The sequence below is a fragment of the Lacimonas salitolerans genome, assembly GCF_042677865.1.
In the GTDB taxonomy this organism is placed as follows: Bacteria; Pseudomonadota; Alphaproteobacteria; order Rhodobacterales; family Rhodobacteraceae; genus Lutimaribacter; species Lutimaribacter salitolerans.
This window is the reverse complement of the sequence record NZ_JBHUDD010000057.1, coordinates 52257-71699: the sequence shown is the minus strand read 5'-3', so window position 1 is coordinate 71699 and position 19443 is coordinate 52257. Positions and strand designations below refer to the sequence as shown.

16 protein-coding genes and 1 tRNA gene are annotated in these 19443 nt (G+C 65.8%); 7 read left to right on the top strand and 10 right to left on the bottom strand.

The genetic code is table 11. The annotated features are described in order from the left end of the window. Window positions 1-359: 359 nt before the first annotated feature. Window positions 360-433, bottom strand: a tRNA-Cys gene (locus ACFTOW_RS11265). A 155-nt stretch (window positions 434-588) separates the two neighbouring features. On the opposite strand from ACFTOW_RS11265, the gene ACFTOW_RS11260 reads away from it, so the two are divergent. The 3 genes from ACFTOW_RS11260 to ACFTOW_RS11250 all read left to right on the top strand — a co-directional run bounded on the left by ACFTOW_RS11260 (window position 589) and on the right by ACFTOW_RS11250 (window position 3511). Further along, entirely contained in the window at window positions 589-1242 is a 654-nt protein-coding gene (locus tag ACFTOW_RS11260) for a protein-L-isoaspartate O-methyltransferase family protein (protein WP_379915674.1), read from the top strand. A 35-nt stretch (window positions 1243-1277) separates the two neighbouring features. Continuing rightward, window positions 1278-2690: a TolC family outer membrane protein gene (locus ACFTOW_RS11255; protein ID WP_379915672.1), complete on the top strand. Its 1413-nt coding sequence runs from the start codon at window positions 1278-1280 to the stop codon at window positions 2688-2690. A 74-nt stretch (window positions 2691-2764) separates the two neighbouring features. Next, window positions 2765-3511: a hypothetical protein gene (locus ACFTOW_RS11250; RefSeq protein WP_379915670.1), complete on the top strand. Its 747-nt coding sequence runs from the start codon at window positions 2765-2767 to the stop codon at window positions 3509-3511. Window positions 3512-3532: 21 nt separating this feature from the next. On the opposite strand, the gene ACFTOW_RS11245 is transcribed toward ACFTOW_RS11250, so the two are convergent. Then, window positions 3533-4981 (bottom strand): cobyric acid synthase, encoded by a 1449-nt coding sequence (locus tag ACFTOW_RS11245; protein ID WP_379915668.1) that lies wholly within the window; start codon window positions 4979-4981, stop codon window positions 3533-3535. Window positions 4982-5062: 81 nt separating this feature from the next. Next, on the bottom strand, window positions 5063-5383 hold the full coding sequence (locus tag ACFTOW_RS11240; RefSeq protein ID WP_379915666.1) for a DUF6280 family protein: 321 nt from the start codon (window positions 5381-5383) through the stop codon (window positions 5063-5065). Between the two features lie 217 nt (window positions 5384-5600). Here ACFTOW_RS11240 and efp point away from each other — a divergent pair, with 217 nt between their 5' ends. Beyond that, window positions 5601-6164: an elongation factor P gene (gene efp / locus ACFTOW_RS11235; RefSeq protein WP_379915664.1), complete on the top strand. Its 564-nt coding sequence runs from the start codon at window positions 5601-5603 to the stop codon at window positions 6162-6164. A 62-nt stretch (window positions 6165-6226) separates the two neighbouring features. On the opposite strand, the gene ygfZ is transcribed toward efp, so the two are convergent. After that, a complete protein-coding gene (gene ygfZ / locus ACFTOW_RS11230) occupies window positions 6227-6973 on the bottom strand; it encodes a CAF17-like 4Fe-4S cluster assembly/insertion protein YgfZ (RefSeq protein WP_379915662.1) in 747 nt (248 codons plus the stop codon). A 60-nt stretch (window positions 6974-7033) separates the two neighbouring features. Then, the gene (locus tag ACFTOW_RS11225) at window positions 7034-8887 is read right to left on the bottom strand and encodes an ABC transporter ATP-binding protein (RefSeq protein ID WP_379915660.1); all 1854 of its coding nucleotides are present in this window, start codon (window positions 8885-8887) and stop codon (window positions 7034-7036) included. A 197-nt stretch (window positions 8888-9084) separates the two neighbouring features. Here ACFTOW_RS11225 and ACFTOW_RS11220 point away from each other — a divergent pair, with 197 nt between their 5' ends. Beyond that, entirely contained in the window at window positions 9085-10284 is a 1200-nt protein-coding gene (locus ACFTOW_RS11220) for a pyridoxal-phosphate-dependent aminotransferase family protein (RefSeq protein WP_379915658.1), read from the top strand. Between the two features lie 9 nt (window positions 10285-10293). On the opposite strand, the gene ACFTOW_RS11215 is transcribed toward ACFTOW_RS11220, so the two are convergent. Then, window positions 10294-10467 carry a hypothetical protein gene (locus ACFTOW_RS11215; protein ID WP_379915656.1) on the bottom strand — a complete coding sequence of 58 codons (174 nt, stop codon included), beginning with the start codon at window positions 10465-10467 and terminating at the stop codon, window positions 10294-10296. Window positions 10468-10555: 88 nt separating this feature from the next. Further along, window positions 10556-11668 carry a pyridoxal phosphate-dependent aminotransferase gene (locus tag ACFTOW_RS11210; RefSeq protein WP_379915654.1) on the bottom strand — a complete coding sequence of 371 codons (1113 nt, stop codon included), beginning with the start codon at window positions 11666-11668 and terminating at the stop codon, window positions 10556-10558. Between the two features lie 118 nt (window positions 11669-11786). Between ACFTOW_RS11210 and ACFTOW_RS11205 the strand changes: the two genes are divergently transcribed. Continuing rightward, window positions 11787-12575, top strand: coding sequence for a crotonase/enoyl-CoA hydratase family protein (locus ACFTOW_RS11205; protein WP_379915652.1), 789 nt, complete (start codon window positions 11787-11789; stop codon window positions 12573-12575). A 130-nt stretch (window positions 12576-12705) separates the two neighbouring features. Here the strand turns inward: ACFTOW_RS11205 and ACFTOW_RS11200 are convergent, their stop codons facing one another. Together ACFTOW_RS11200 and ACFTOW_RS11195 are read right to left on the bottom strand one after the other, a co-directional pair. Further along, window positions 12706-15882, bottom strand: coding sequence for a valine--tRNA ligase (locus ACFTOW_RS11200; RefSeq protein WP_379915650.1), 3177 nt, complete (start codon window positions 15880-15882; stop codon window positions 12706-12708). A 68-nt stretch (window positions 15883-15950) separates the two neighbouring features. Beyond that, complete coding sequence (locus tag ACFTOW_RS11195; protein ID WP_379915648.1) at window positions 15951-17327, bottom strand: FAD-binding oxidoreductase; 1377 nt, start codon at window positions 17325-17327, stop codon at window positions 15951-15953. Between the two features lie 103 nt (window positions 17328-17430). Here ACFTOW_RS11195 and ACFTOW_RS11190 point away from each other — a divergent pair, with 103 nt between their 5' ends. Then, window positions 17431-19068 carry a chloride channel protein gene (locus tag ACFTOW_RS11190; protein WP_379915687.1) on the top strand — a complete coding sequence of 546 codons (1638 nt, stop codon included), beginning with the start codon at window positions 17431-17433 and terminating at the stop codon, window positions 19066-19068. A 26-nt stretch (window positions 19069-19094) separates the two neighbouring features. On the opposite strand, the gene ACFTOW_RS11185 is transcribed toward ACFTOW_RS11190, so the two are convergent. Further along, window positions 19095-19439: a DUF427 domain-containing protein gene (locus ACFTOW_RS11185; protein ID WP_379915646.1), complete on the bottom strand. Its 345-nt coding sequence runs from the start codon at window positions 19437-19439 to the stop codon at window positions 19095-19097. Window positions 19440-19443: the final 4 nt, after the last annotated feature.

Here is a 19443-nt window from a genome sequence, read left to right as displayed (position 1 = left end):
GGGCGGCATCTTCTCAAGCGTCGCGACCAAGGATTCTCATCCTGATTGACGCGCTCTTCTCATCAAGTTTGTCGCGCTACACTAATGCGGATGGTTTGGACATCCTGGGACATGAGCCCAGCATACAGTCAGCGCACACACAGGAAAACTGCGTAGATTATGCAGCAGGGCAGGGCAGGCCATAGCACTGTGCGCCACAGTGAGTCATTGCTGCCACAGTCCAAAAAACAGCCCTCACAGCAGCCCCCCAAACGCCCTGTCCAACACAGCGAATCTGCAGCGCGCTCGGTGTGTACAGTGTGTATCAGGTGTGCAACGCTTTTTTGCGTGAGGAAAGTCTGCTATGTCATTGATTTTATTGGAGGCGAGTACCGGAATCGAACCGGTGTGGACGGATTTGCAATCCGCTGCGTCACCACTCCGCCAACTCGCCGTGCCTTGTGGTGCGCGATCAGGTAGCGGATTGTTGCATGGGGTGCAAGGGGCTATGCGGGGTCATCGTGGCCAAATGAGCTGTTGTTGGGCGTTGCCGCCCGTGGCGGGATGTGACAAAACAGGCGGGACTTCTGAACGAATGGGTTTAGTCCGATGACCGATTTTGCCGTGCGTCGTACCATCATGGTCGACACCCAGGTACGCCCCAATGACGTGACCAAGTTTCCCGTGATCGAGGCCATGCTTGCCGTCCCGCGCGAGGATTTCGTGCCCAACGACAAGCGCGAGGCTGCCTATATGGGCGAGAACATCGATCTGGGCCGGGGGCGCGTGGTGCTGGAGCCGCGGACGCTGGGCAAGATGCTGGACTTGCTGGATATTCAGCCCGACGAGCTGGTGATGGATATCGGCGTCGGGCTGGGCTATTCCGCTGCTGTCATATCGCGACTGGCGCAGGCTGTGGTTGGCGTCGAAGAGGATGAGGCGATGGCCGCCGAGGCTCAGGCCTCGCTGAGTGCGGCCGAGGCCGACAACGTCATCATCCATGTCGGCCCACTCGCCGAGGGTGCGGCGCAGCATGGCACCTATGACGTGGTCGTGCTGCAGGGCGCGGTGGCGCATCTGCCAGAAACGATCATCACCCAGATCAAGGACGGCGGGCGCATCCTGTGCCTGTTTGACGAGGGTCATCTTGGTGTTGCGCGCATCGGCTACAAGGTGGACGGTGCGATGAACTGGCGCCATGCCTTCAACGCCGGCGCACCGGTTCTGCCGGGCTTCGAGCGTCACGCCGCGTTCACTCTCTGAACCATCACGAATATCCACCTACGGGAGCCTGCCACATGCGTATCACCCAGATCAGAACGGCGGTTGCGGCCGGGGTTGCGGGGCTGTGCCTTGCTCTGGCCAATCCCGGGGGCGCGCAGGCGGAAACCCTGTCGGACGCCATGGCGGATGCCTATAAATCCAGCGGCTTGCTGGAGCAGAACCGGGCGGTCCTGCGCGCGGCAGACGAGGATGTGGCGGTGGCCGTGTCGAACCTGCGCCCGGTGCTGCGTTGGGTCGGCGATGTGACCCGACAGTTCGGCGAGGCGCGCAACGCGGTCGGAGAGCAGGGTCTGGAAGGCAGCAGCGTGTCGATGGCGCTGACGGCCGAGCTGGTGCTGTGGAACGGCGGGCGCAACCAGATGCGCGTGGACATCGCCAAGGAAACGGTGCTGGGCACGCGCCAGGCCCTGATCGGGGTGGAACAGCAGGTGCTGCAACGGGCTGTGCAGGCCTATATGGATGTGCGCAGCCGGTCCGAGATCGTGCAGTTGCGACAGAACAACATCCGCGTGATCACGCAGGAATTGCGCGCCGCCAATGACCGGTTCGAGGTGGGCGAGGTGACCCGCACCGACGTGGCGCTGGCGCAGGCCCGGCTGGCAGAGGCGCGGAGCAACCTGGCGCAGGCCGAGGGCGATCTGGCCATCGCGATCGAGGATTTCCGCTTTGCCGTTGGTCGTGCGCCCGGCAACCTGACCCAGCCGCCTGCGATGCAGTTGCCCGCCCGCAACGTGGACGCGGCCAAGGCCGTTGCGATGCGCAGGCATCCCGATATCCTGCGGGCGCAGTTCGAGGTGACGGCAGCCGATCTGGGGGTGTTGCTGGCCCGCGCCGCCACCCAGCCCGAGGTCAGCCTGACCGGTCGTCTGGGCGTGACCGAGAATTTCAGCTCGGACAATTTCACCCGCAGCGGCTCGGTCGGTATCCAGACCGGCAGCGTGATCTATCAGGGCGGGCAATTGCGTGCCCTGTCGCGCCGGGCGATCGCGCAGCGCGATGCGCAGCGCGGTGCCTTGCTCGAGACTCAGCGCACCATCGCACAGAACGTGGGCAGGGCCTATGCGCAGGTGCAGGTGGCGCAGGCCGCGATCGAGGCCGTGGACGAACAGATCCGCGCCGCGCGTGTTGCCTTTGACGGTGTCCGCGAAGAGGCGACGCTGGGCGCGCGCACCACGCTGGACGTGCTGAACGCGGAACAGGAACTGCTGAACGCGCAGGCCAGCCGCATCACCGCCGCATCGAATGAATACACGGCCTATTACGCGTTGCTGCGCGCCATGGGGCTGCTGACGGTGGACAACCTGAACCTGCGCGTGCCGCAATATGATCCGACCGAGTATTACAACATGGTCCGGGACGCCCCAAGTGCGATCAGCCAGCAGGGTCGGCAGTTGGATCGGGTGCTGCAAAGCATCGGAAGACAGTAAATTTCTTGGCATCTGTTGTGCGAAGGCTGGGCTGGCTGTAAGCTGATCTCCAAAGCAGAAATGGTGGCGCAGGCATGTCGGATCCCCTGAAAACAACGGATATCGAGGACGTTCTGTCGTCGATTCGCAGGCTCGTGTCGGAGGAGGCCCGGCCGAAACAGGCCGCGGCCCCGACGCCCGAGCGGGGAAAGCTGGTGCTGACGCCTGCCTTGCGCGTGTCCGAACCGACCCAGCAGGAGGACGCGCCGGAGGCTGGCCGCAAGGAGGATGACGACCCCGCGTATGTGCTGGAAGACGCGGTGAGCGAAGAGGTGACCGAGCCTCTGCCTGAGGCTGAGGCGGTTGATCCCCACGCCGATGCGCCCGATCCCGGCCCTGTGGCCACGGCCCTGGAATGGGAAGACCATCAGCCCGAGCAGTCCGAGCCAGCGAGCGACGAACCGGCGACGCAACACACCCCGCCCGCAACGCAGCCTTCCGAAGGTGCGCAGGTAGAGGCGGAGGACACCGAGGCGACCCAGGATTGGTCCGGCACCTTGTATGGCGCCGCCGCCATGCCGGATGCGCAGGACGACGCGGCGGTGGCGGATGCGCCCGACCCGCAGCCAAGTGCAAACCAGACCACGACCGACGAGGGCAGCCATTTCGATTTTCTGGCCGAGGATGACGGGCTGATCGACGAAGAGGCGTTGCGCGAACTGGTGGCTGAAATCGTGCGGCAGGAACTTCAGGGCGCCTTGGGTGAGCGCATCACCCGCAACGTGCGAAAACTGGTCCGCCGCGAAATCCACCGCGCGCTGTCATCGCAGGAATTCGACTGACCGTGTAGCTGACTGGCGCCGTCAGACCTCGGCGGCCATGCCAAGCAGCGCGTCGATATCCAGATGCACCTCGAGATGCGCGGCCAGCGCGTCCAGCGTGACTTCGACCCCATCCTCGTAGCCCAGATCGGATGCGGCCCCCAGCCGGGCCAGAAACGCCGCGCGAAACCCGTCATCGCTGAACAGTCCGTGCAGGTAGCTGCCCATGACGCGGCCCGTGGTGTTGGCCGCACCCTCGACCTGACCGGCGACCTGCAACCAGCCGCGCGCGCAATCGGGGCCGGTGGTCTGGCCCAGGTGGATTTCATAGCCCGACACTGTATCGCCCGTGGGCAGATAGGTGGCGCGTGTCAGCGCCAGCCGCTTTTCCGGGGCCAGGGTGGTGGTCACATCCAGATGGCCCAGGCCGGGCACGCTCCCCGCTGTACCCTCCAGCCCCTGCGGATCCGCGATACTGCGCCCCAACATCTGGTAGCCGCCACACAACCCCAGCACATGCCCGCCGCGGCGGATATGGGCGGCAAGGTCGATGTCCCATCCTTGTGCGCGAAAGGCGGCCAGATCGGCGATGGTCGATTTCGATCCGGGCAGCAGCACAAGTGCTGCATCGCCGGGCAGCGGGCGACCGGGTTCAATGATCTGGACAGTGACACCCGGCTCGGCCGTCAACGGGTCCAGATCATCGAAATTGGCGATGCGGGGCAGGCGAGGCACCGCGATCTTGAGCGCGCCGCCCGGGCGCGAGGCGATGTCCAGCACATCCTCGGCCGGCAGGCGCCATGCGGCGTCGAACCATGGCACCACGCCAAGACAGGGCCAGCCGGTGGCCTGTTCGATCACCGGCAGGCCGTCGTCGAACAGGCGCGGATCGCCGCGAAAGCGGTTGATCGCAAAGCCGCGGATCATCGCGCGGTCGTCCGTGTCCAGAACCGCATGGGTGCCCACGATCTGCGCGATCACGCCACCCCGGTCGATATCGCCGACCAGCACGACAGGCACGCCCGCGGCGCGGGCAAAGCCCATGTTGGCGATGTCGCGGGCGCGCAGGTTGACCTCGGCCGGGCTGCCGGCCCCTTCGACCAGCACGATATCGGCGCGTGCGGCAAGACGGTGAAAGCTGTCAAGCACGCGCGGCATCAGCCGCGCCCGCATGCCGCCGTAATCCCGCGCCTCGACCGCCGCCAGACGCTGACCCTGTACGATGACCTGCGCGCCGGTCTCGGATTCGGGTTTCAGCAGCACGGGATTCATGTCGGTATGCGGGGCAACGCCCGCCGCACGGGCCTGCAACGCCTGCGCGCGACCAATCTCGCCGCCATCTGCGGTGACGGCGGCGTTGTTCGACATGTTCTGCGGCTTGAAGGGCAGGGGCGAAAGGTCCCGGCGCAGGCAGGCACGGGCCAGACCCGCCACAAACAGCGACTTGCCCACGTTCGAGCCGGTGCCCTGAATCATGATCGCGCGCGCCATGGGCCGATGCATCCCTGTCCGGCGACAAGAAAAAGCGCGCCATAAAGCGCGCCTTTTCTTTTCCGTCCGGAGCGTTTCAGATCAGGCGGCTTCGGCCTGCTGCGCGGCGTGACGCCGCTCGCTTTCCTCGCGCGACAGGGCAACGCTGGTGCGCACACCCTTGGACACGAATTCCATCAGCCCTTTCACGACCCGCTCGTTGGGGTCGATCCCGGCGCAGGACAGCACCTCGCGCCCGTCGCGTGAACGGGCCCAGCGGGCGATCTGTTCCGGGCCATTGCCGTATTTCTTGTCGTCGGCGATGGCGTCATCCAGCGCAGCCAGTACAACTGCTGCGAAAAGTTTGCGGGCACGGTTTCCCTGTTCGTTGTTGAAAGCCGTGCCGTCAACGAAATCTTTCATGTTTCGTCCTTGTTTTTATTGCTCTTGCAATTTTGGCGTGGCGTCCCTTGTGGCAGATTAGATACGATTCGAATAGGGCGCAAATGCATAGCTGTCATGCAAAAAACGCATGGATTTTACGCCGACCACACGATATTTCGTTGTCTTGTCAGCAGGTACCACGCCAGATATAGGTGCTGGCGAAATCCTATCAACCTTTTGCCAAGGTTTTGTCACTATGCCGAAAATCAACGGAAACGAGATCAGACCCGGAAACGTGCTGGAACATTACGGCGGCCTTTGGGTCGCGGTCAAGGTCGATCACGTCAAGCCCGGCAAGGGCGGCGCCTTTGCACAGGTTGAAATGAAAAACCTGCGCAACGGCTCCAAGCTGAACGAACGATTCCGCAGCGCTGACAAGGTCGAGCGGGTGCGACTGGAACAAAAGGACATGCAATTCCTGTACGAGGATTCGGGGCAGCTGATCTTCATGGATACCGAAACCTATGATCAGGTGCAGCTGGATGCCGAGATCCTGGGCGAGCGTCGGCCGTTCCTTCAGGACGGCATGACCATTCTGGTGGAGTTCCATGAAGATGAGGCGCTGAACGCGACGCTGCCGCAAAAGGTGACCTGTGTGATCGAAGAGACCGAGCCGGTGGTCAAGGGTCAGACCGCAGCCAACAGCTTCAAGCCCGCGCTGCTGGACAATGGCGTGCGCATCACCGTGCCCCCGTTTGTGGGGCAGGGCGAGGCGATCATCGTCAACACCGAGACGATGGAATACTCCGAGCGCGCCTGACGCCGTAGGGTGGGTGCCAACCCACCTTCCGCCATGTGTGGGTTGGCACCCACCCTACGGTTTCAGGTCTCGGCGTGATCCTTATCCGGCGCAAGCCGCGCTTCGCCAGCCTGCATATCCTCGCCGATGCGGTCAAACCGCATATGGGCGATGGCGCGACCGCCGGATTGGGTGAACAGCGTGCCCGCGGGCTTGCCACCTGACGTGATCGCCGATCCGACAGGGGCCGAGCCATTGATGGCTAGGGTCGTCAGGCCCTTTTTCAACTCGGTCTTGTGTTTCATGCGGGCGGTTACCTCTTGCCCGACATAGCATCCCTTGCGGAAATCCACACCGTTCAGACGCGCAAACCCGGCCTCCAGGATATAGCTTTCGGGCGTCAGTTCGATTCTGGTTTCGGGGATGCAATGGGCCACGCGGATTGCGTCCCAGTCGCTGCCGTCATCGCCGCCCTGCGCGCCATACAGCCGCCAGCCAAGGGCCGGATGGCGCGGGTCGCTCACCGCGCCTTCGGGCGCGGGGCCAGTGCCGCGCTGCACTTGCAGGTTTGTTTCCTCGATCGTCACATCGGCGCGCAGTTTGTACATGCCCAGCCGCTGTGCCAGCGCGGGCGCCAGCCCGGCTTCCACGTCCAGCAACACCGCGTCGCCATCCGCCAGCAGCAGGAAATCGGCGATATACTTGCCCTGCGGCGTCAGCATCGCGGCATAGACCGGGCCTGACGTCAGCCGCGAGACATCGTTGGTCACCAGCCCTTGCAGGAATTCATGGGCATCTGCCCCGGTGATGCGAAATACTGTGCGCGTCATGTAGCCCCCTTGCTGTCTTGCCCCCTTGATATAGGCCCACAGCGCAGGTGCAACAGCCCCTCAGCGGCCAAACAGCCGTGCCCAAAGGCTGGGCTGGGCCGGGGCGGGCGGTTCGGTGTCCGCGACGGGTTTTGTCGCGCGCGCCTCGGCGGTGGGGCCTTCGTTGCGGAATTGCAGGTCATGCAGCCGCGCATAGGTGCCGCCGCGGGACAGCAGTTCGTCGTGCCGGCCCTCGTCGATGACGCGGCCTTTTTCCATCACCACGATCTTGTCGGCACCGCGCACAGTGGACAGCCGGTGCGCGATCACCAGCGTCGTGCGGCCCTTGGACAGACGGTCCAGCGCCTGCTGCACGGTGCGTTCCGATTCCGCATCCAGCGCCGATGTCGCCTCGTCCAACAGCAGGATCGGCGTGTCGCGCAGCAGGGCGCGGGCGATCGCCACGCGCTGGCGCTGCCCGCCCGACAGGGCCGAGCCGCGCGGCCCCACCTGCGTGTCCAGCCCGTCCGACAGGTTGGGCAGGAAATCCGACACATGCGCGGCCTCCAGCACCTCGGCCAGCCGCGCATCGGTGACATCGCTGCGCCCCAGCAGGATGTTTTCGCGCAGGCTGTCATCGAACAGCGCGGCATCCTGCGACACGACCGAGAACAGCCCGCGCAGATCGGGCAGGGCCAGGTCGCGCACATCGGTGCCGCCCACCAGAACCTGCCCCGAGGAGGTGTCGATCAGCCGGGTCAGCAGGTTGAACACGGTGGATTTGCCCGCCCCCGAGGCCCCCACCAGCGCGGTGGTCTGACCGGCCGCCGCGCGCAGGCTGGCCCCGCGCAACACCGGCGTGTCGCCATAGTTCAGCGTGACATCGCGAAGTTCGACCCCCGGGGTGCCGGTGGGGGCGGGGACGGGTCTGGCGGGCGACAGCACGGTGGCGGGCGTTTCCATCAACTCCTTGAGCCGCTCAAGTGCGGCGGCGGCGGCCTGCCAGACGCCGCTGATTGCGCCCAGACGGCGCAGCGGCTCAAACGCGAAACCGATGGCGGTGAAGAACGACATGAACTCGCCGATGGTCTTTTCGCCGGCCATGATCTGCTGCCCGCCAAAGACGACGACGCCCAGAAACCCAAGCCCCGCCATGATATCCACCAGCCCCGGCAGCGCGGCCGATCCGATGCGGGCACGCACCTCGGCCCGCACAAGGCGGCGGGTCAGCGCGCGGTAGCGGTTGGACTGATAGCGTTCCAGCAGGTTCAGCTTGACCGGGACGATGCCGTGAAACACCTCGTCCAGCCGGGTGGCCAGCCCCGCGCCCAGATCGCGCGCCTCGCGCGAGCGGCGGCGGACGAACCGCTGCGCCACATTGGCAGGCACCAGCATCAGCGGAATGCCGATGCAGGCCACCAGCGTCCAGACCCAATCCACGCTGAGCGCCACACCCAGCAGGATCACCAGCGAGATCATGTCGCGCCCCGCGCCGGTGATGATCGCCGTCCACAGCGCCTTGACCGCGTCGACATCGCCCTGCACCCGTTGCAGCAGATAGCCGGGCGGGTGGGTCTGGTGAAAACTGCCATCCAGCGTCATCAGGTGATCCAGCAGGTCGTGGCGCAGCCCGGCGGCGGTGCGCTGCTCGACCACCGACAGCATCACGCGCTGGCCCACATTGGCGATGGCGCGCACGATGAAGATGCCCAGGATGCCAAAACCCACCCACCACAGCGCGGCCTGATCGCCTTCGACGAAGACCTTGTCGAACATGGGCTGCATCATGTAGCTGAGCGCGCCCAGCATCCCGCCTTCGACCGCCATCAGAACCATGGCAAAGGCCACCAGCCCGGCATGGCGATGCAGATAGCCGCGCCAGAACCAGCCCATCAGCACGCGGAACGTGCCCGGATCGCGGGGCCGGGCGCTCATGCCGTGCGACCCTTGCGGCGGCTGGCGGATGGGGGGAACGGGGTGCGCACGCTGTGCCTGATCCTGCGGTTTCGGTCCTACCGTCCTATCCGCTGCCCGCGCCGGTGGCAAGTTTACCCAAGGGGCCGGCGTGGTCGGTCTTGACGGTGGCGAAGGTGGCGATAGGGTGCCCCGGATGCAATCAGGAAAGTCTTGCCATGACGTTGTCTTACGGGCGCGAATATCTTGCCATTCCGGGCCCTTCGGTGATGCCCGACCGTGTTCTGCGCGCGATGAACCGCGCCTCGCCCAACATATACGAAGGCGATCTGATCGACATGGCGGCAGGGCTGATCCCCGACCTGCGCCGCGTGGCCCGCACCGAGCATCACGTCGCGATCTACATCGCCAACGGCCACGGCGCGTGGGAGGCTGCCCTGGCCAACACCGTCGCCCCCGGCGAGGCGGTGCTGGTGCCCGCCACCGGCCGTTTCGGCCATGGCTGGGCCGATATGGCGCAGGGGTTGGGGATCGAGACGGATATCATCGACTTTGGCAAGTCCACCCCGCTGGACGCTGGCCGCGTGGAAGAGGCGCTGCGCGCTGATACGGCTGGCCGGATCAAGGCGGTGCTGGTCACGCATGTGGATACCTCGACCTCGATCCGTAACGACGTGGCCGCCGTGCGCGCCGCCATCGACGCGGCGGGCCATCCCGCGCTGCTGATGGCCGATTGCATCGCCTCGCTGGCCTGCGACGTGTTCGAGATGGACGCCTGGGGCGTCGATGTGATTGTGGCAGGCAGCCAGAAGGGGCTGATGGTGCCGCCTGGTCTGAGCTTCGTGTTCTTCAGCCCCAGGGCGGCCGAGGTGCGCGCGGCCATGCCCCGCGTCAGCCGCTATTGGGATTGGACACCGCGCGCCAATCCGCAGGGGTTCTATCAATACTGGGGCGGCACCGCGCCCACGCATCACCTGTTCGGCCTGCGCGAGTCGCTGGACATGATCCACGGCGAAGGGATCGAGGCGGTCTGGACCCGTCACGCGGCACTGGCCCGCGCGATCTGGGCCGCGTGCGAGGTCTGGGGGCAGCACGGGCCGCTGGCGCTGAACATGCCCGACGCGGCGCATCGCTCGCATGCCGTCACCTCGCTGCGCATCGGCGCGCCGCACGGATCGGCCTTGCGCGGCTGGTTGCAGGACAAGGCCGGCGTGACGCTGGGAATCGGGCTGGGCATGGCCGAACCGAACGATCCGGCGTGGCACGGGTTTTTCCGCATCGGACACATGGGGCATGTGAACGCGCATATGGTGTTGGGTGTCCTGGCCAGCATCGATGCCGGGCTCAAGGCATTGGACATCCCGCATGGTCAGGGCGCGCTGGAGGCGGCAAGCACGGTCATCGCCGGTGCGGCATAGGCGGGCGGCCTAACGTCGCCCCAGCCGCGCGATGGCCAGATGCAGGCCATAGGCCAGCGCCAGAACCGCGCCCATCCCGTACACAGCCCAGATCACGCCAAACACCCAGATCAGGTTCACGAACCCCATGAAAAGTGCCGCATTGGTAAAGTCGGGCGCCCGGCCCATCCGATGATCGCGCATCGCCGCCACTCCTTGCCACGGGGAAAGAGTAACGTGGCTTTGGTGAAAAGCGAGTGAACTTTGCAGGCCGGGCCGGGATCGGCGGGCTTCAGCCCTGCCTTGCGATCTCGAGCGCGGGGCCGAACTCTTCTTCCAGAATGTCCAGATCCTCGTCCCGCCCGCAGCTGATGCGCACGCAACGATCGAGAGGCGCGACACCCGGCATGCGGATGAACACGCCACGCGCGTTCATCTCGGTCAGGAATCGCTGCGCCAGCGCGCCATCGCCGCCCAGATCGACCGCGACGAAATTGGTGGCCGAGGGCAGCGACGTCAGCCCATGCGCCGCCGCGATCTCGGCAATCCGGTCGCGCGCGCGCTCGGCCGCTGCCCGAGTCTGTGCCGTATAGGCGGTGTCCAGCAGCGCCGCCAAGGCCCCCGCCTGCGCGGCGCGGTTCATGCCGAAATGGTTGCGCACCCGGTCAAAGGCCGCGATCAGCCCCGGCGCCCCGATGGCATAGCCCACGCGCGCACCGGCCATGCCGTGGATCTTCGAGAACGTCCGCGTGCGGATCACGCGCGGATCGTTCGGGTCGATCTCGGGGGCGGTGCCGTCCGGGGCAAACTCAATATAGGCCTCGTCCAGAACCAGCAGGCAGCCCTCGGGCAGATGCGCATCGATGGCATGGGCAAGGGCGGCACCGTCATGCCAGGTGCCCATCGGGTTGTCGGGGTTGGACATGTAGACCAGCTTGGCCCCGACCTCGGCCGCCTTGGCAAACAGCGCGGCCGGGTCTTCGTGATCGTCGACATAGGCGACCTTGTGCAGCACGCCGCCGAACCCGGCCACGTGATAGTTGAAGGTCGGATAGGCCCCGTCGGAGGTCACCACCGCGTCGCCCGGGGCCACGATCAGTCGCACCAGATAGCCCAGGATGCCGTCGATGCCTTCGCCCACCATGATATGGTCCGGCGCCACCCGATGAGCCCGCGCCAGCGCTTCGCGCAGGTCATGGCTGATGCTGTCGCCGTATTTCCATATCTCGCGCGAGGCTTGTTCCAGCGCCACCACCGCGCGGGGCGAGGGGCCGAACAGGCTTTCGTTCGCGCCCAGACGGGCACGAAACGGGCGGCCATTCTGGCGTTCCTGGGTTTCAGGGCCGACAAACGGCACGGTCGAGGGCAGGCTTTCTGCCAAGGGGGTCAGGCGGTATCCGGTCATGGCAATGGCATAACGCGACAGATGCGGCGGGGGCAAGCGGGTTTGCGACGCAAGGGCAGGCTTGCCCTGCGCGCGCGCTTCGGGCGAAGCTGCGTCAAAAGCGAAAGGGAGGGCCCAGATGAGCCGCGTCACAACCGAAATCAAGGACCACATCGCCCATGTCACGCTGACCCGGGGCGACAAGATGAACGCCGTCGATCCCGACATGGCCGAGGCAATTGTGGCGGCAGGCACCGCCCTGATCGACAACACCGACATCCGCGCCGTCGTGCTGTCGGGCGAGGGGCGGGGATTCTGCGCCGGGCTGGACGTGGCCAGCTTTGCCAAATTCGCCGCGCAAGACCCGGTCGAGCGGGTGATGCCGCGCACCCATGGCGACAGCAACCTGATGCAAGAGGTCTGTATGGTCTGGCGCAAAGTGCCGGTTCCGGTGATCGCCGCGATGCAGGGCGTGGCCTATGGCGCGGGTCTGCAACTGGCCATGGGCGCCTGCATCCGCATCGCGCATCCCGAGACCAAGCTGGCGATCATGGAGGCGAAATGGGGCCTTGTCCCCGACATGGGCGGCATGGTGATCTGGCCGCATCTGCTGCGCTCGGACGTGCTGCGCCTGCTGACCTATACCGCCGAGCCGCTGACCGCCGCCGAAGGGCAGGGGATGGGCCTTGTCACACGCCTGTCCGACACCCCGCTTGAGGACGCCCGCGTGCTGGCGCAGGTCATCGCGGGCAAATCGCCCAGCGGCACGCGCGCGGCCAAACGCCTGATCGACGTGGCCGAAAGCGGCGCGGATGCTGCAACCGTGCTGTACGAGGAAAGCCGCGAACAGGCCGAGCTGATCGGCAAGCCGCATCAGATGGAAATCATCGCCGCCAACATGCAAGGCCGCGCGCCGAACTTCGGCTGACCGCTGCCGGTTTCCTCTCTCTACAAATATCCCGGGGGGAGTCCCCTGCAAGGGGACGGGGGGCAGCGCCCCCCGCTAAACCAAGGGGGGGCAGCGCCCCCCTGACCCGCCCCGCAGGGACCAGACTGCCTCAGCCCAGTTCGGCCAGCCGCGCGATGGCGGCCTTGATCTGCGCCTCTTCACCCTCTTTCGCGGCCAGCGTCTCGCGCGTCTCGATCACCACCTCTTCGGGCGCGCTGGCGACGAAGTTGGGGTTGTTCAGCCGCCCGCGCAGCCCGCCCAGTTCCTTGGCCAGCTTGCCAAGCGTCTTTTCCAGCCGCGCCTTTTCCTCGGCCACGTCGATGATATCGGCCAATGGCAGCCCGAACGTGCCGCCCTCCATCGCAATCGTCGCCGTGCCCTTGGGAAAGCTGTCGGCTTCGGTCAGCGTCTCGATCCGCGCCAGCCGCCTTGCCAGCACCTCGTTGCGCGCCCAGGCCGCGCGTTGCTCGGCGCCAAGACCTGTCACCAGCAGCGGCACATAGGCCCCGGCGGGCACATGCATCTGCGCGCGCACTGATCGCACCTCTTCGATCAGCCCGATCACCCAGCCCATCTCGCGGTCGGCCTGCGCATCGGCCAGCTCGGCCCCGTAGCCCGGCCAGTCTGCGTGGACCAGCATCCTGGCGCGCGTGCCGGTCTGGCCCCACAGCTCCTCGGTCATGTAGGGCATGATCGGGTGCAGCAGGATCATGCACTGATCCAGCACCCAGGCCATCACCTTTTGCGTCTCGTCGCGTTCCGCCGCGCCCTCGGCCAGCAGCGGTTTCGAGAATTCCACGTACCAGTCGCAGACCCGCCCCCAGACAAAGGCATAAAGCGTATTGGCCGCGTCATTGAACCGATACTCGCTCAGGGCCTGATCCACGGTTTCGCGCACGCGCCCGGTTTCCCCGATGATCCAGCGGTTGACCGTGGCCGTGGCGGCGGGCGGGGCGGCTTGCGTCGCGTGCCCCTCCCAGACGCCATTCATCTCGGCAAAGCGGCAGGCGTTCCACAGCTTGGTGCCAAAGTTGCGATAGCCCTTGATCCGGTCGCGGCTCAGCTTCAGCACGCCGCCGATGGCTGCCATCTGCGCCATGGTGAACCGCAGCGCATCGGCGCCGTAATCGTCCACGATATCAAGGGGGTCGATCACGTTCCCCTTGGTCTTGGACATCTTCTGTCCCTTTTCGTCGCGCACAAGCTGGTGCAGGTAGACGGTGTGGAACGGCACCTGATCGACCACGGCCAGTTGCATCATCATCATCCGCGCCACCCAGAAGAACAGGATGTCGAACCCGGTGATCAACACATCGGTGGGGAAATACCTGCGCATCTCGGGCGTGTCCTCGGGCCAGCCCAGCGTGCCGATGGGCCACAGACCGGACGAAAACCACGTGTCCAGAACGTCGGGGTCGCGCCAGACGGGATAGACCAGCAGGGTCGGGTCCTGATCGTTCGCCTCGTACTCGGCAAGGCTTGCCGCGAAGGTCTGCGCGGCCTCGTGACGGTCGGCCACTTCGACCAGTCTTGCATGGTTCAGCGGTGTCGGCAGGCTTGCCAGCACATCGCCGAACTGCGCTTTGACCGTGTCGAAATCGGTTGCCGCGTGGTGCCGCTCATCGCCCTGCAGCAGCCGTTGCATGTCAAGCAGCCGGGCCATTTCCACAAGGTCCAGCGCGCCGTCGCCTTCGTCGTCGGTGAATCCTGCGCCGGACAGGTCGAACCCATACCACACCGGAATCTGGTGCCCCCACCACAACTGGCGGCTGATGCACCACGGCTCGATATTCTCGAGCCAGTGGAAATAGGTCTTTTCGCCGCTTTCGGGCATGATCTTGGTGCGCCCGTCGCGCACGGCGTCCAGCGCGGGGCCGACGACCTTTTGCGCATCGACGAACCACTGATCGGTCAGCATCGGCTCGATCACCACGCCCGAGCGGTCGCCAAAGGGCTGCATGATCTTTTTCGCCTCGACCAGCGGCACAAGGTTCTGATCCTCGGTGCGCATCTCGCCGCCTTCAGACGGCTCGACCGGGGCTTTCTCGGCGGCCTTGCCTAGACGCGGGTCCGTCGCCAATGTCATCACGGCCAACCCTTCGGCGGTGATCTCTTCGACCACGCGGTCACGCGCCTCGAACCTGTCCAGCCCGCGCAGGTGGTCGGGCACAAGGTTCAGCGCGTCCGCCTCGGCCTCGGTCAGTTCCCGCTCGCCATTGGCCACGGCCTGCGCAATGGCGGCGGCCTCGGCATAGCGGGCGCCATCGGCGCGCATCGCCCCGCGCGTGTCCATCAGGCGATAGCACGGGATGCCGCCACGTTTTGCCACGCCATAGTCGTTGAAATCATGCGCGCCGGTGATCTTGACCGCGCCGCTGCCGAAATCGGGGTCGGGGTAGTCGTCGGTGATGATCGGGATCAGGCGGCGATGTTCCTTTGGCCCCACCGGAATCTCGCACAGCTTGCCGACGATGGGCGCATAGCGTTCGTCGGACGGGTGCACCGCCACCGCGCCATCGCCCAGCATGGTTTCGGGCCGGGTGGTCGCGATGCTGATGTAATCGCGCTCCTCCTCGAAAAGCGTGTTCCCGTCCTCGTCCTTTTCGACGTAGGTATAGGTGGCCCCGCCCGCCAGCGGGTATTTGAAGTGCCACATGTGGCCGTCGACCTCGATATTCTCGACCTCAAGGTCGGAAATCGCGGTCTCGAAATGCGGGTCCCAGTTGACCAGCCGCTTGCCGCGATAGATCAGGCCCTTGGTGTACATCTCGACAAAGACCTTGATCACGGCGTCGTGGAAATTGCCCGCGCTGTCGGCCTCGGGCGCGCCGGGTGCGCCGGACATGGTAAAGGCGTTGCGCTCCCAGTCGCAGGAACAGCCCAGCCGCTGCAACTGCGTGATGATGGTGTCGCCATACTGCGCCTTCCAGTCCCAGACCTTGCCCAGAAACGCCTCGCGGCCCAACTCGCGGCGGCCCGGCTGGCCGCTGCTCTTGAGCAGTTTTTCCACCTGCAACTGCGTGGCGATGCCCGCGTGATCCTGCCCGGGCTGCCACAGCGTGTCGAAGCCGCGCATCCGGTGCCAGCGCACCAGCACATCCTGAAGCGTGTTGTTGAAGGCATGGCCGACATGCAAAGCCCCGGTCACGTTGGGCGGCGGGATCATGATGGTAAAGCTTTCGTCGCGCGACGCATTGGCCCCGGCGCGGAATGCCCCGGCCTCCATCCATGCCTGATACAGCCGCGGTTCGGCCTCGGCGGCGTCAAAGGTCTTGTCCATGCCCATTGGCTTGCCTCTCGTGATCCGGAATTTGCAGCGTCTCTAGCCTGTTGCGTGTCAAAGGGGAAGGCAGGCTAGCCCCCCTGCGGCACCAGCTTGCCGGGGTTGAGGATATTGCCGGGGTCCAGCGCCGCTTTCAGCGCGCCCATGACCGCCCACGCCTCGCCATGTTCGGCCTGCATGTAACCCAGCTTGCCCACGCCGATGCCATGCTCGCCGGTGCAGGTGCCGCCCATCGCCAGCGCGCGGGTCGCCATGCGGTGCGACAGGTCCTTGACCGTGGCCAGTTCCTCCGCGTCGGCGGGGTCGAACAGCAGGATGGCGTGGAAATTGCCATCGCCCACATGGCCCAGAATCGGCCCGGTGACGGGGCTGGCGGCGATGTCGGCGGCGGTCTCCTCGACCGCCTGCGCCAGCGCCGAGATCGGCACGCAGATGTCCGTCACCAGCGCGCGCTTGCCCGGCGCGCTGGCCAGCGTGGACCAATGCGCGCGGTGGCGCATCTCCCACAGCCTGTTGCGGTCCTCGGGGCGGGTGGCCCAGTCGAACCCGGTGGCCCCATGGTCGCGCACGATGTCGCCAAAGGCTTTGGCCTGTTCCTGCACGCCGCCCGCCGAGCCGTGAAATTCCACCATCAGATGCGGGGTTTCGGGCATGTCCGCGCCGCTGGCCGCGTTGAAGATGCGCGCCATGGCGGCATCGACGAATTCGATCCGCGCCATCGGCAGGCCGGTCTGGATCACCTCGATCACCGCGCCCACGGCAGCCCCCATGTCGGGAAAGGCGCAGACGGCGGCGGTGATCGCCTCAGGCTGGCCTTGCAGGCGCAGGGTCAGTTCGGTGACCAGCCCAAGCGTGCCCTCGGACCCGACCATCAGCCCGGTCAGATCGTAGCCTGCAGATGATTTGCGCGCCCGCGTGCCGGTGCGGATCACCCGCCCGTCGGCCAGCACCACCTCCATTCCCAGCACGTTGTCGCGCATGGTGCCATATCTGACCGCCGTGGTGCCGCTGGCGCGGGTCATCGCCATGCCGCCCAGGCTGGCATTGGCGCCCGGATCGACCGGAAAGAACAAACCCGTCGCGCGCAATTCGGTGTTCAGCGCCTCGCGGGTGATGCCGGGCTGCACGCGCACATCCATATCCTCGGCGTTGATTTCCAGCACCTTGTCCATGTGCCGGAAATCCACCACCACACCGCCCGAGAACGCCTGCGCCTGCCCTTCAAGCGAGGTGCCGGCCCCCCAGCCGATCACCGGGCAATCGTGCTGCGCGCAGATCGCCATCAGCGCCGAGACCTCGTCGGTGTCTTGTGGATAGGCCACGGCATCGGGGGGCGCGGCGGCAAACCACGTCTCGGATGCGGCATGTTGGTCCAGATCGGGCTTGGACCGGCTCAGCCGTTGGCCTAACACTTGGTCAAGCGCATCCAGCGCGGCCGGGATCGTCATCGTGGTTCTCCGTCGTCAGGTGATTTCGCGCCACAATAGGGCAGGCGACAGCGGGGGAAAAGGGCAGGTCGTGCGGCAGTTTCTGATAGAGCAATGGCGCGGCATGATCGGCGGATTTCGCGACGCCTGGCGATTGCTGCGCACGCAGGGGTCGTCAAAGTTCCAGTTCTGGCTGATCGCGCTGGCCATCGGCATTGCCGCCGGATTCGCCGCGCTGTTTTTCCGCAAGGGAATCGAGGCGCTGCAAACGCTGCTGTATGGCATCGACGACGCGGCTCGCCTGCACAGCTATGCCGAAACGCTGCCCTGGTACTGGGTGCTGCTGATCCCGGTGGCGGGCGGTACCGTTGTGGGGTTGATCCTTCACTGGTTCACACCCGACGGGCGCGTACGGTCGGTGGCCGACGTGATCGAAGGCGCGGCGATGAACAACGGGCGGGTCGAGAAAAAGGCCGGTATCGCCTCGGCGCTGGCGTCGATGATCACGCTGGGATCGGGGGGGTCGTCCGGGCGCGAAGGGCCGGTGGTGCATATCGCCGGGGTGATCTCGACCTGGGTCAGCAACCGGATCGCGGCGGATGGCATCACCGGGCGCGACCTGTTGGGCTGTGCCGTGGCCGCCGCCGTGTCGGCCAGTTTCAACGCGCCCATCGCCGGGGCGCTGTTCGCGCTTGAGGTGGTGTTGCGCCATTTCGCGGTGCATGCCTTTGCCCCCATCGTCATCGCGTCGGCGGCTGGCACGGTGATCAACCGGCTGGAATTCGGCGGTGTGACCGAGTTCACCCTGCCGCAGGCGACGGACCTGCAATTCTATCAGGAACTGCCCGCCTTTCTGCTGCTGGGGCTGGTCTGCGGCGCGGTGGCGGTGCTGTTCATGCGCGCGATCTTTCTGGCCGAGGATCTGGGCAACGCGATGCAGGCGCGCACCGGTCTGCCGTGCTGGTTGCGGCCCACGCTGGCGGGGGCGCTGCTGGGCGTGATCGCCATCGGCTTTCCGCATATCATAGGGGTCGGGTATGAAACCACGTCGCTGGCACTGACCGGGCAGTTGATGTGGCACGAGGCGGTTGTGTTCGCCGTGTTGAAATGCCTGGCGGTCGCCATCACCATCGGCGGGCGTATGGGCGGGGGGGTGTTCTCGCCCTCGCTGATGATGGGGGCGCTGACCGGGCTGGCCTTTGGGCTGTTCGCGACGGGGCTGTTTCCCGATGTCTCGGGCAGCCTGTCACTGTATGCGCTGGCGGGCATGGGCGCTGTTGCCGCGGCCGTGCTGGGCGCGCCGATCTCGACCACGCTAATCGTGTTCGAACTGACCGGCGACTGGCAGACCGGGCTGGCGGTGATGGTATCGGTGTCGGTCTCGACCGCCATCGCCTCGCGTCTGGTGGACCGTTCGTTTTTTCTGACACAGCTGGAGCGGCGGGGCGTGCATCTGGCCGCCGGTCCGCAGGCCTATCTGCTGGCGATGTTCCGCGCGGGGATCCTGATGCGCAAGCCTGGCGATCCGGGGACGGCCAATGAGGAGACCTGCCTCGAGATGATCGAGGACGGGATTTCAGTCGATTTCAACGCGACCCTGGAAGAGGCGATGCCGCTGTTCGACCGCGCAGGCGTGCCATTCCTGCCTGTCACCACGCCCGAGGGCGACGGTGAAAAGCTGTTGGGCGCGCTGTTTCATGTCGATGCTCTCAAGACCTTCAACCGGGCCTTGTCGGCCACGGCGGCGGAAGAGCATTCCTAGAACGAGACCACGCGCGCCCGGGCCGCCTACAACTGCTCCACGGCCACGGCGTCGCTGGTGTAGAAGGCCAGGTGATCCTTGATCCGGGCGACGTCATCCTTGGGGTTTTCATAGCTCCAAGCGGCGTTTTCCAGCGTGCGGCTTTTGGTGACGATCGAGAAATAGCTGGCATCGCCCTTGTGCGGACAACGGGTGCTGTGATCGGTCGCATCCAGAAAGGCCATCGCGATATCGTCGCGCGGGAAGTAGATGACCGGCGGCATGTCGCCCTCGGTCAGTTCCAGCGCATCGGCGCTTTCGCCCAGAACCGCGCCGCCTGCGCGCACCACCCATGTGCCCTCGGCCCGTGTGATCGTGATATCGCTTGCCATCTGG

Excerpts from the sequence above, each read along its gene's own strand:
- efp (WP_379915664.1), top strand. The coding sequence starts at position 5,601 with ATGCCGAAAATCAACGGAAACGAGATCAGACCCGGAAACGTGCTGGAA.
- ACFTOW_RS11220 (WP_379915658.1), top strand. The coding sequence starts at position 9,085 with ATGACGTTGTCTTACGGGCGCGAATATCTTGCCATTCCGGGCCCTTCG.
- ACFTOW_RS11260 (WP_379915674.1), top strand. The coding sequence starts at position 589 with ATGACCGATTTTGCCGTGCGTCGTACCATCATGGTCGACACCCAGGTA.
- ACFTOW_RS11190 (WP_379915687.1), top strand. The coding sequence starts at position 17,431 with ATGATCGGCGGATTTCGCGACGCCTGGCGATTGCTGCGCACGCAGGGG.
- ACFTOW_RS11210 (WP_379915654.1), bottom strand. The coding sequence starts at position 11,668 with ATGACCGGATACCGCCTGACCCCCTTGGCAGAAAGCCTGCCCTCGACC.
- ACFTOW_RS11195 (WP_379915648.1), bottom strand. The coding sequence starts at position 17,327 with ATGACGATCCCGGCCGCGCTGGATGCGCTTGACCAAGTGTTAGGCCAA.
- ACFTOW_RS11245 (WP_379915668.1), bottom strand. The coding sequence starts at position 4,981 with ATGGCGCGCGCGATCATGATTCAGGGCACCGGCTCGAACGTGGGCAAG.
- ACFTOW_RS11185 (WP_379915646.1), bottom strand. The coding sequence starts at position 19,439 with ATGGCAAGCGATATCACGATCACACGGGCCGAGGGCACATGGGTGGTG.
- ygfZ (WP_379915662.1), bottom strand. The coding sequence starts at position 6,973 with ATGACGCGCACAGTATTTCGCATCACCGGGGCAGATGCCCATGAATTC.
- ACFTOW_RS11200 (WP_379915650.1), bottom strand. The coding sequence starts at position 15,882 with ATGGGCATGGACAAGACCTTTGACGCCGCCGAGGCCGAACCGCGGCTG.
- ACFTOW_RS11250 (WP_379915670.1), top strand. The coding sequence starts at position 2,765 with ATGTCGGATCCCCTGAAAACAACGGATATCGAGGACGTTCTGTCGTCG.
- ACFTOW_RS11225 (WP_379915660.1), bottom strand. The coding sequence starts at position 8,887 with ATGAGCGCCCGGCCCCGCGATCCGGGCACGTTCCGCGTGCTGATGGGC.
- ACFTOW_RS11205 (WP_379915652.1), top strand. The coding sequence starts at position 11,787 with ATGAGCCGCGTCACAACCGAAATCAAGGACCACATCGCCCATGTCACG.
- ACFTOW_RS11240 (WP_379915666.1), bottom strand. The coding sequence starts at position 5,383 with ATGAAAGATTTCGTTGACGGCACGGCTTTCAACAACGAACAGGGAAAC.
- ACFTOW_RS11215 (WP_379915656.1), bottom strand. The coding sequence starts at position 10,467 with ATGCGCGATCATCGGATGGGCCGGGCGCCCGACTTTACCAATGCGGCA.
- ACFTOW_RS11255 (WP_379915672.1), top strand. The coding sequence starts at position 1,278 with ATGCGTATCACCCAGATCAGAACGGCGGTTGCGGCCGGGGTTGCGGGG.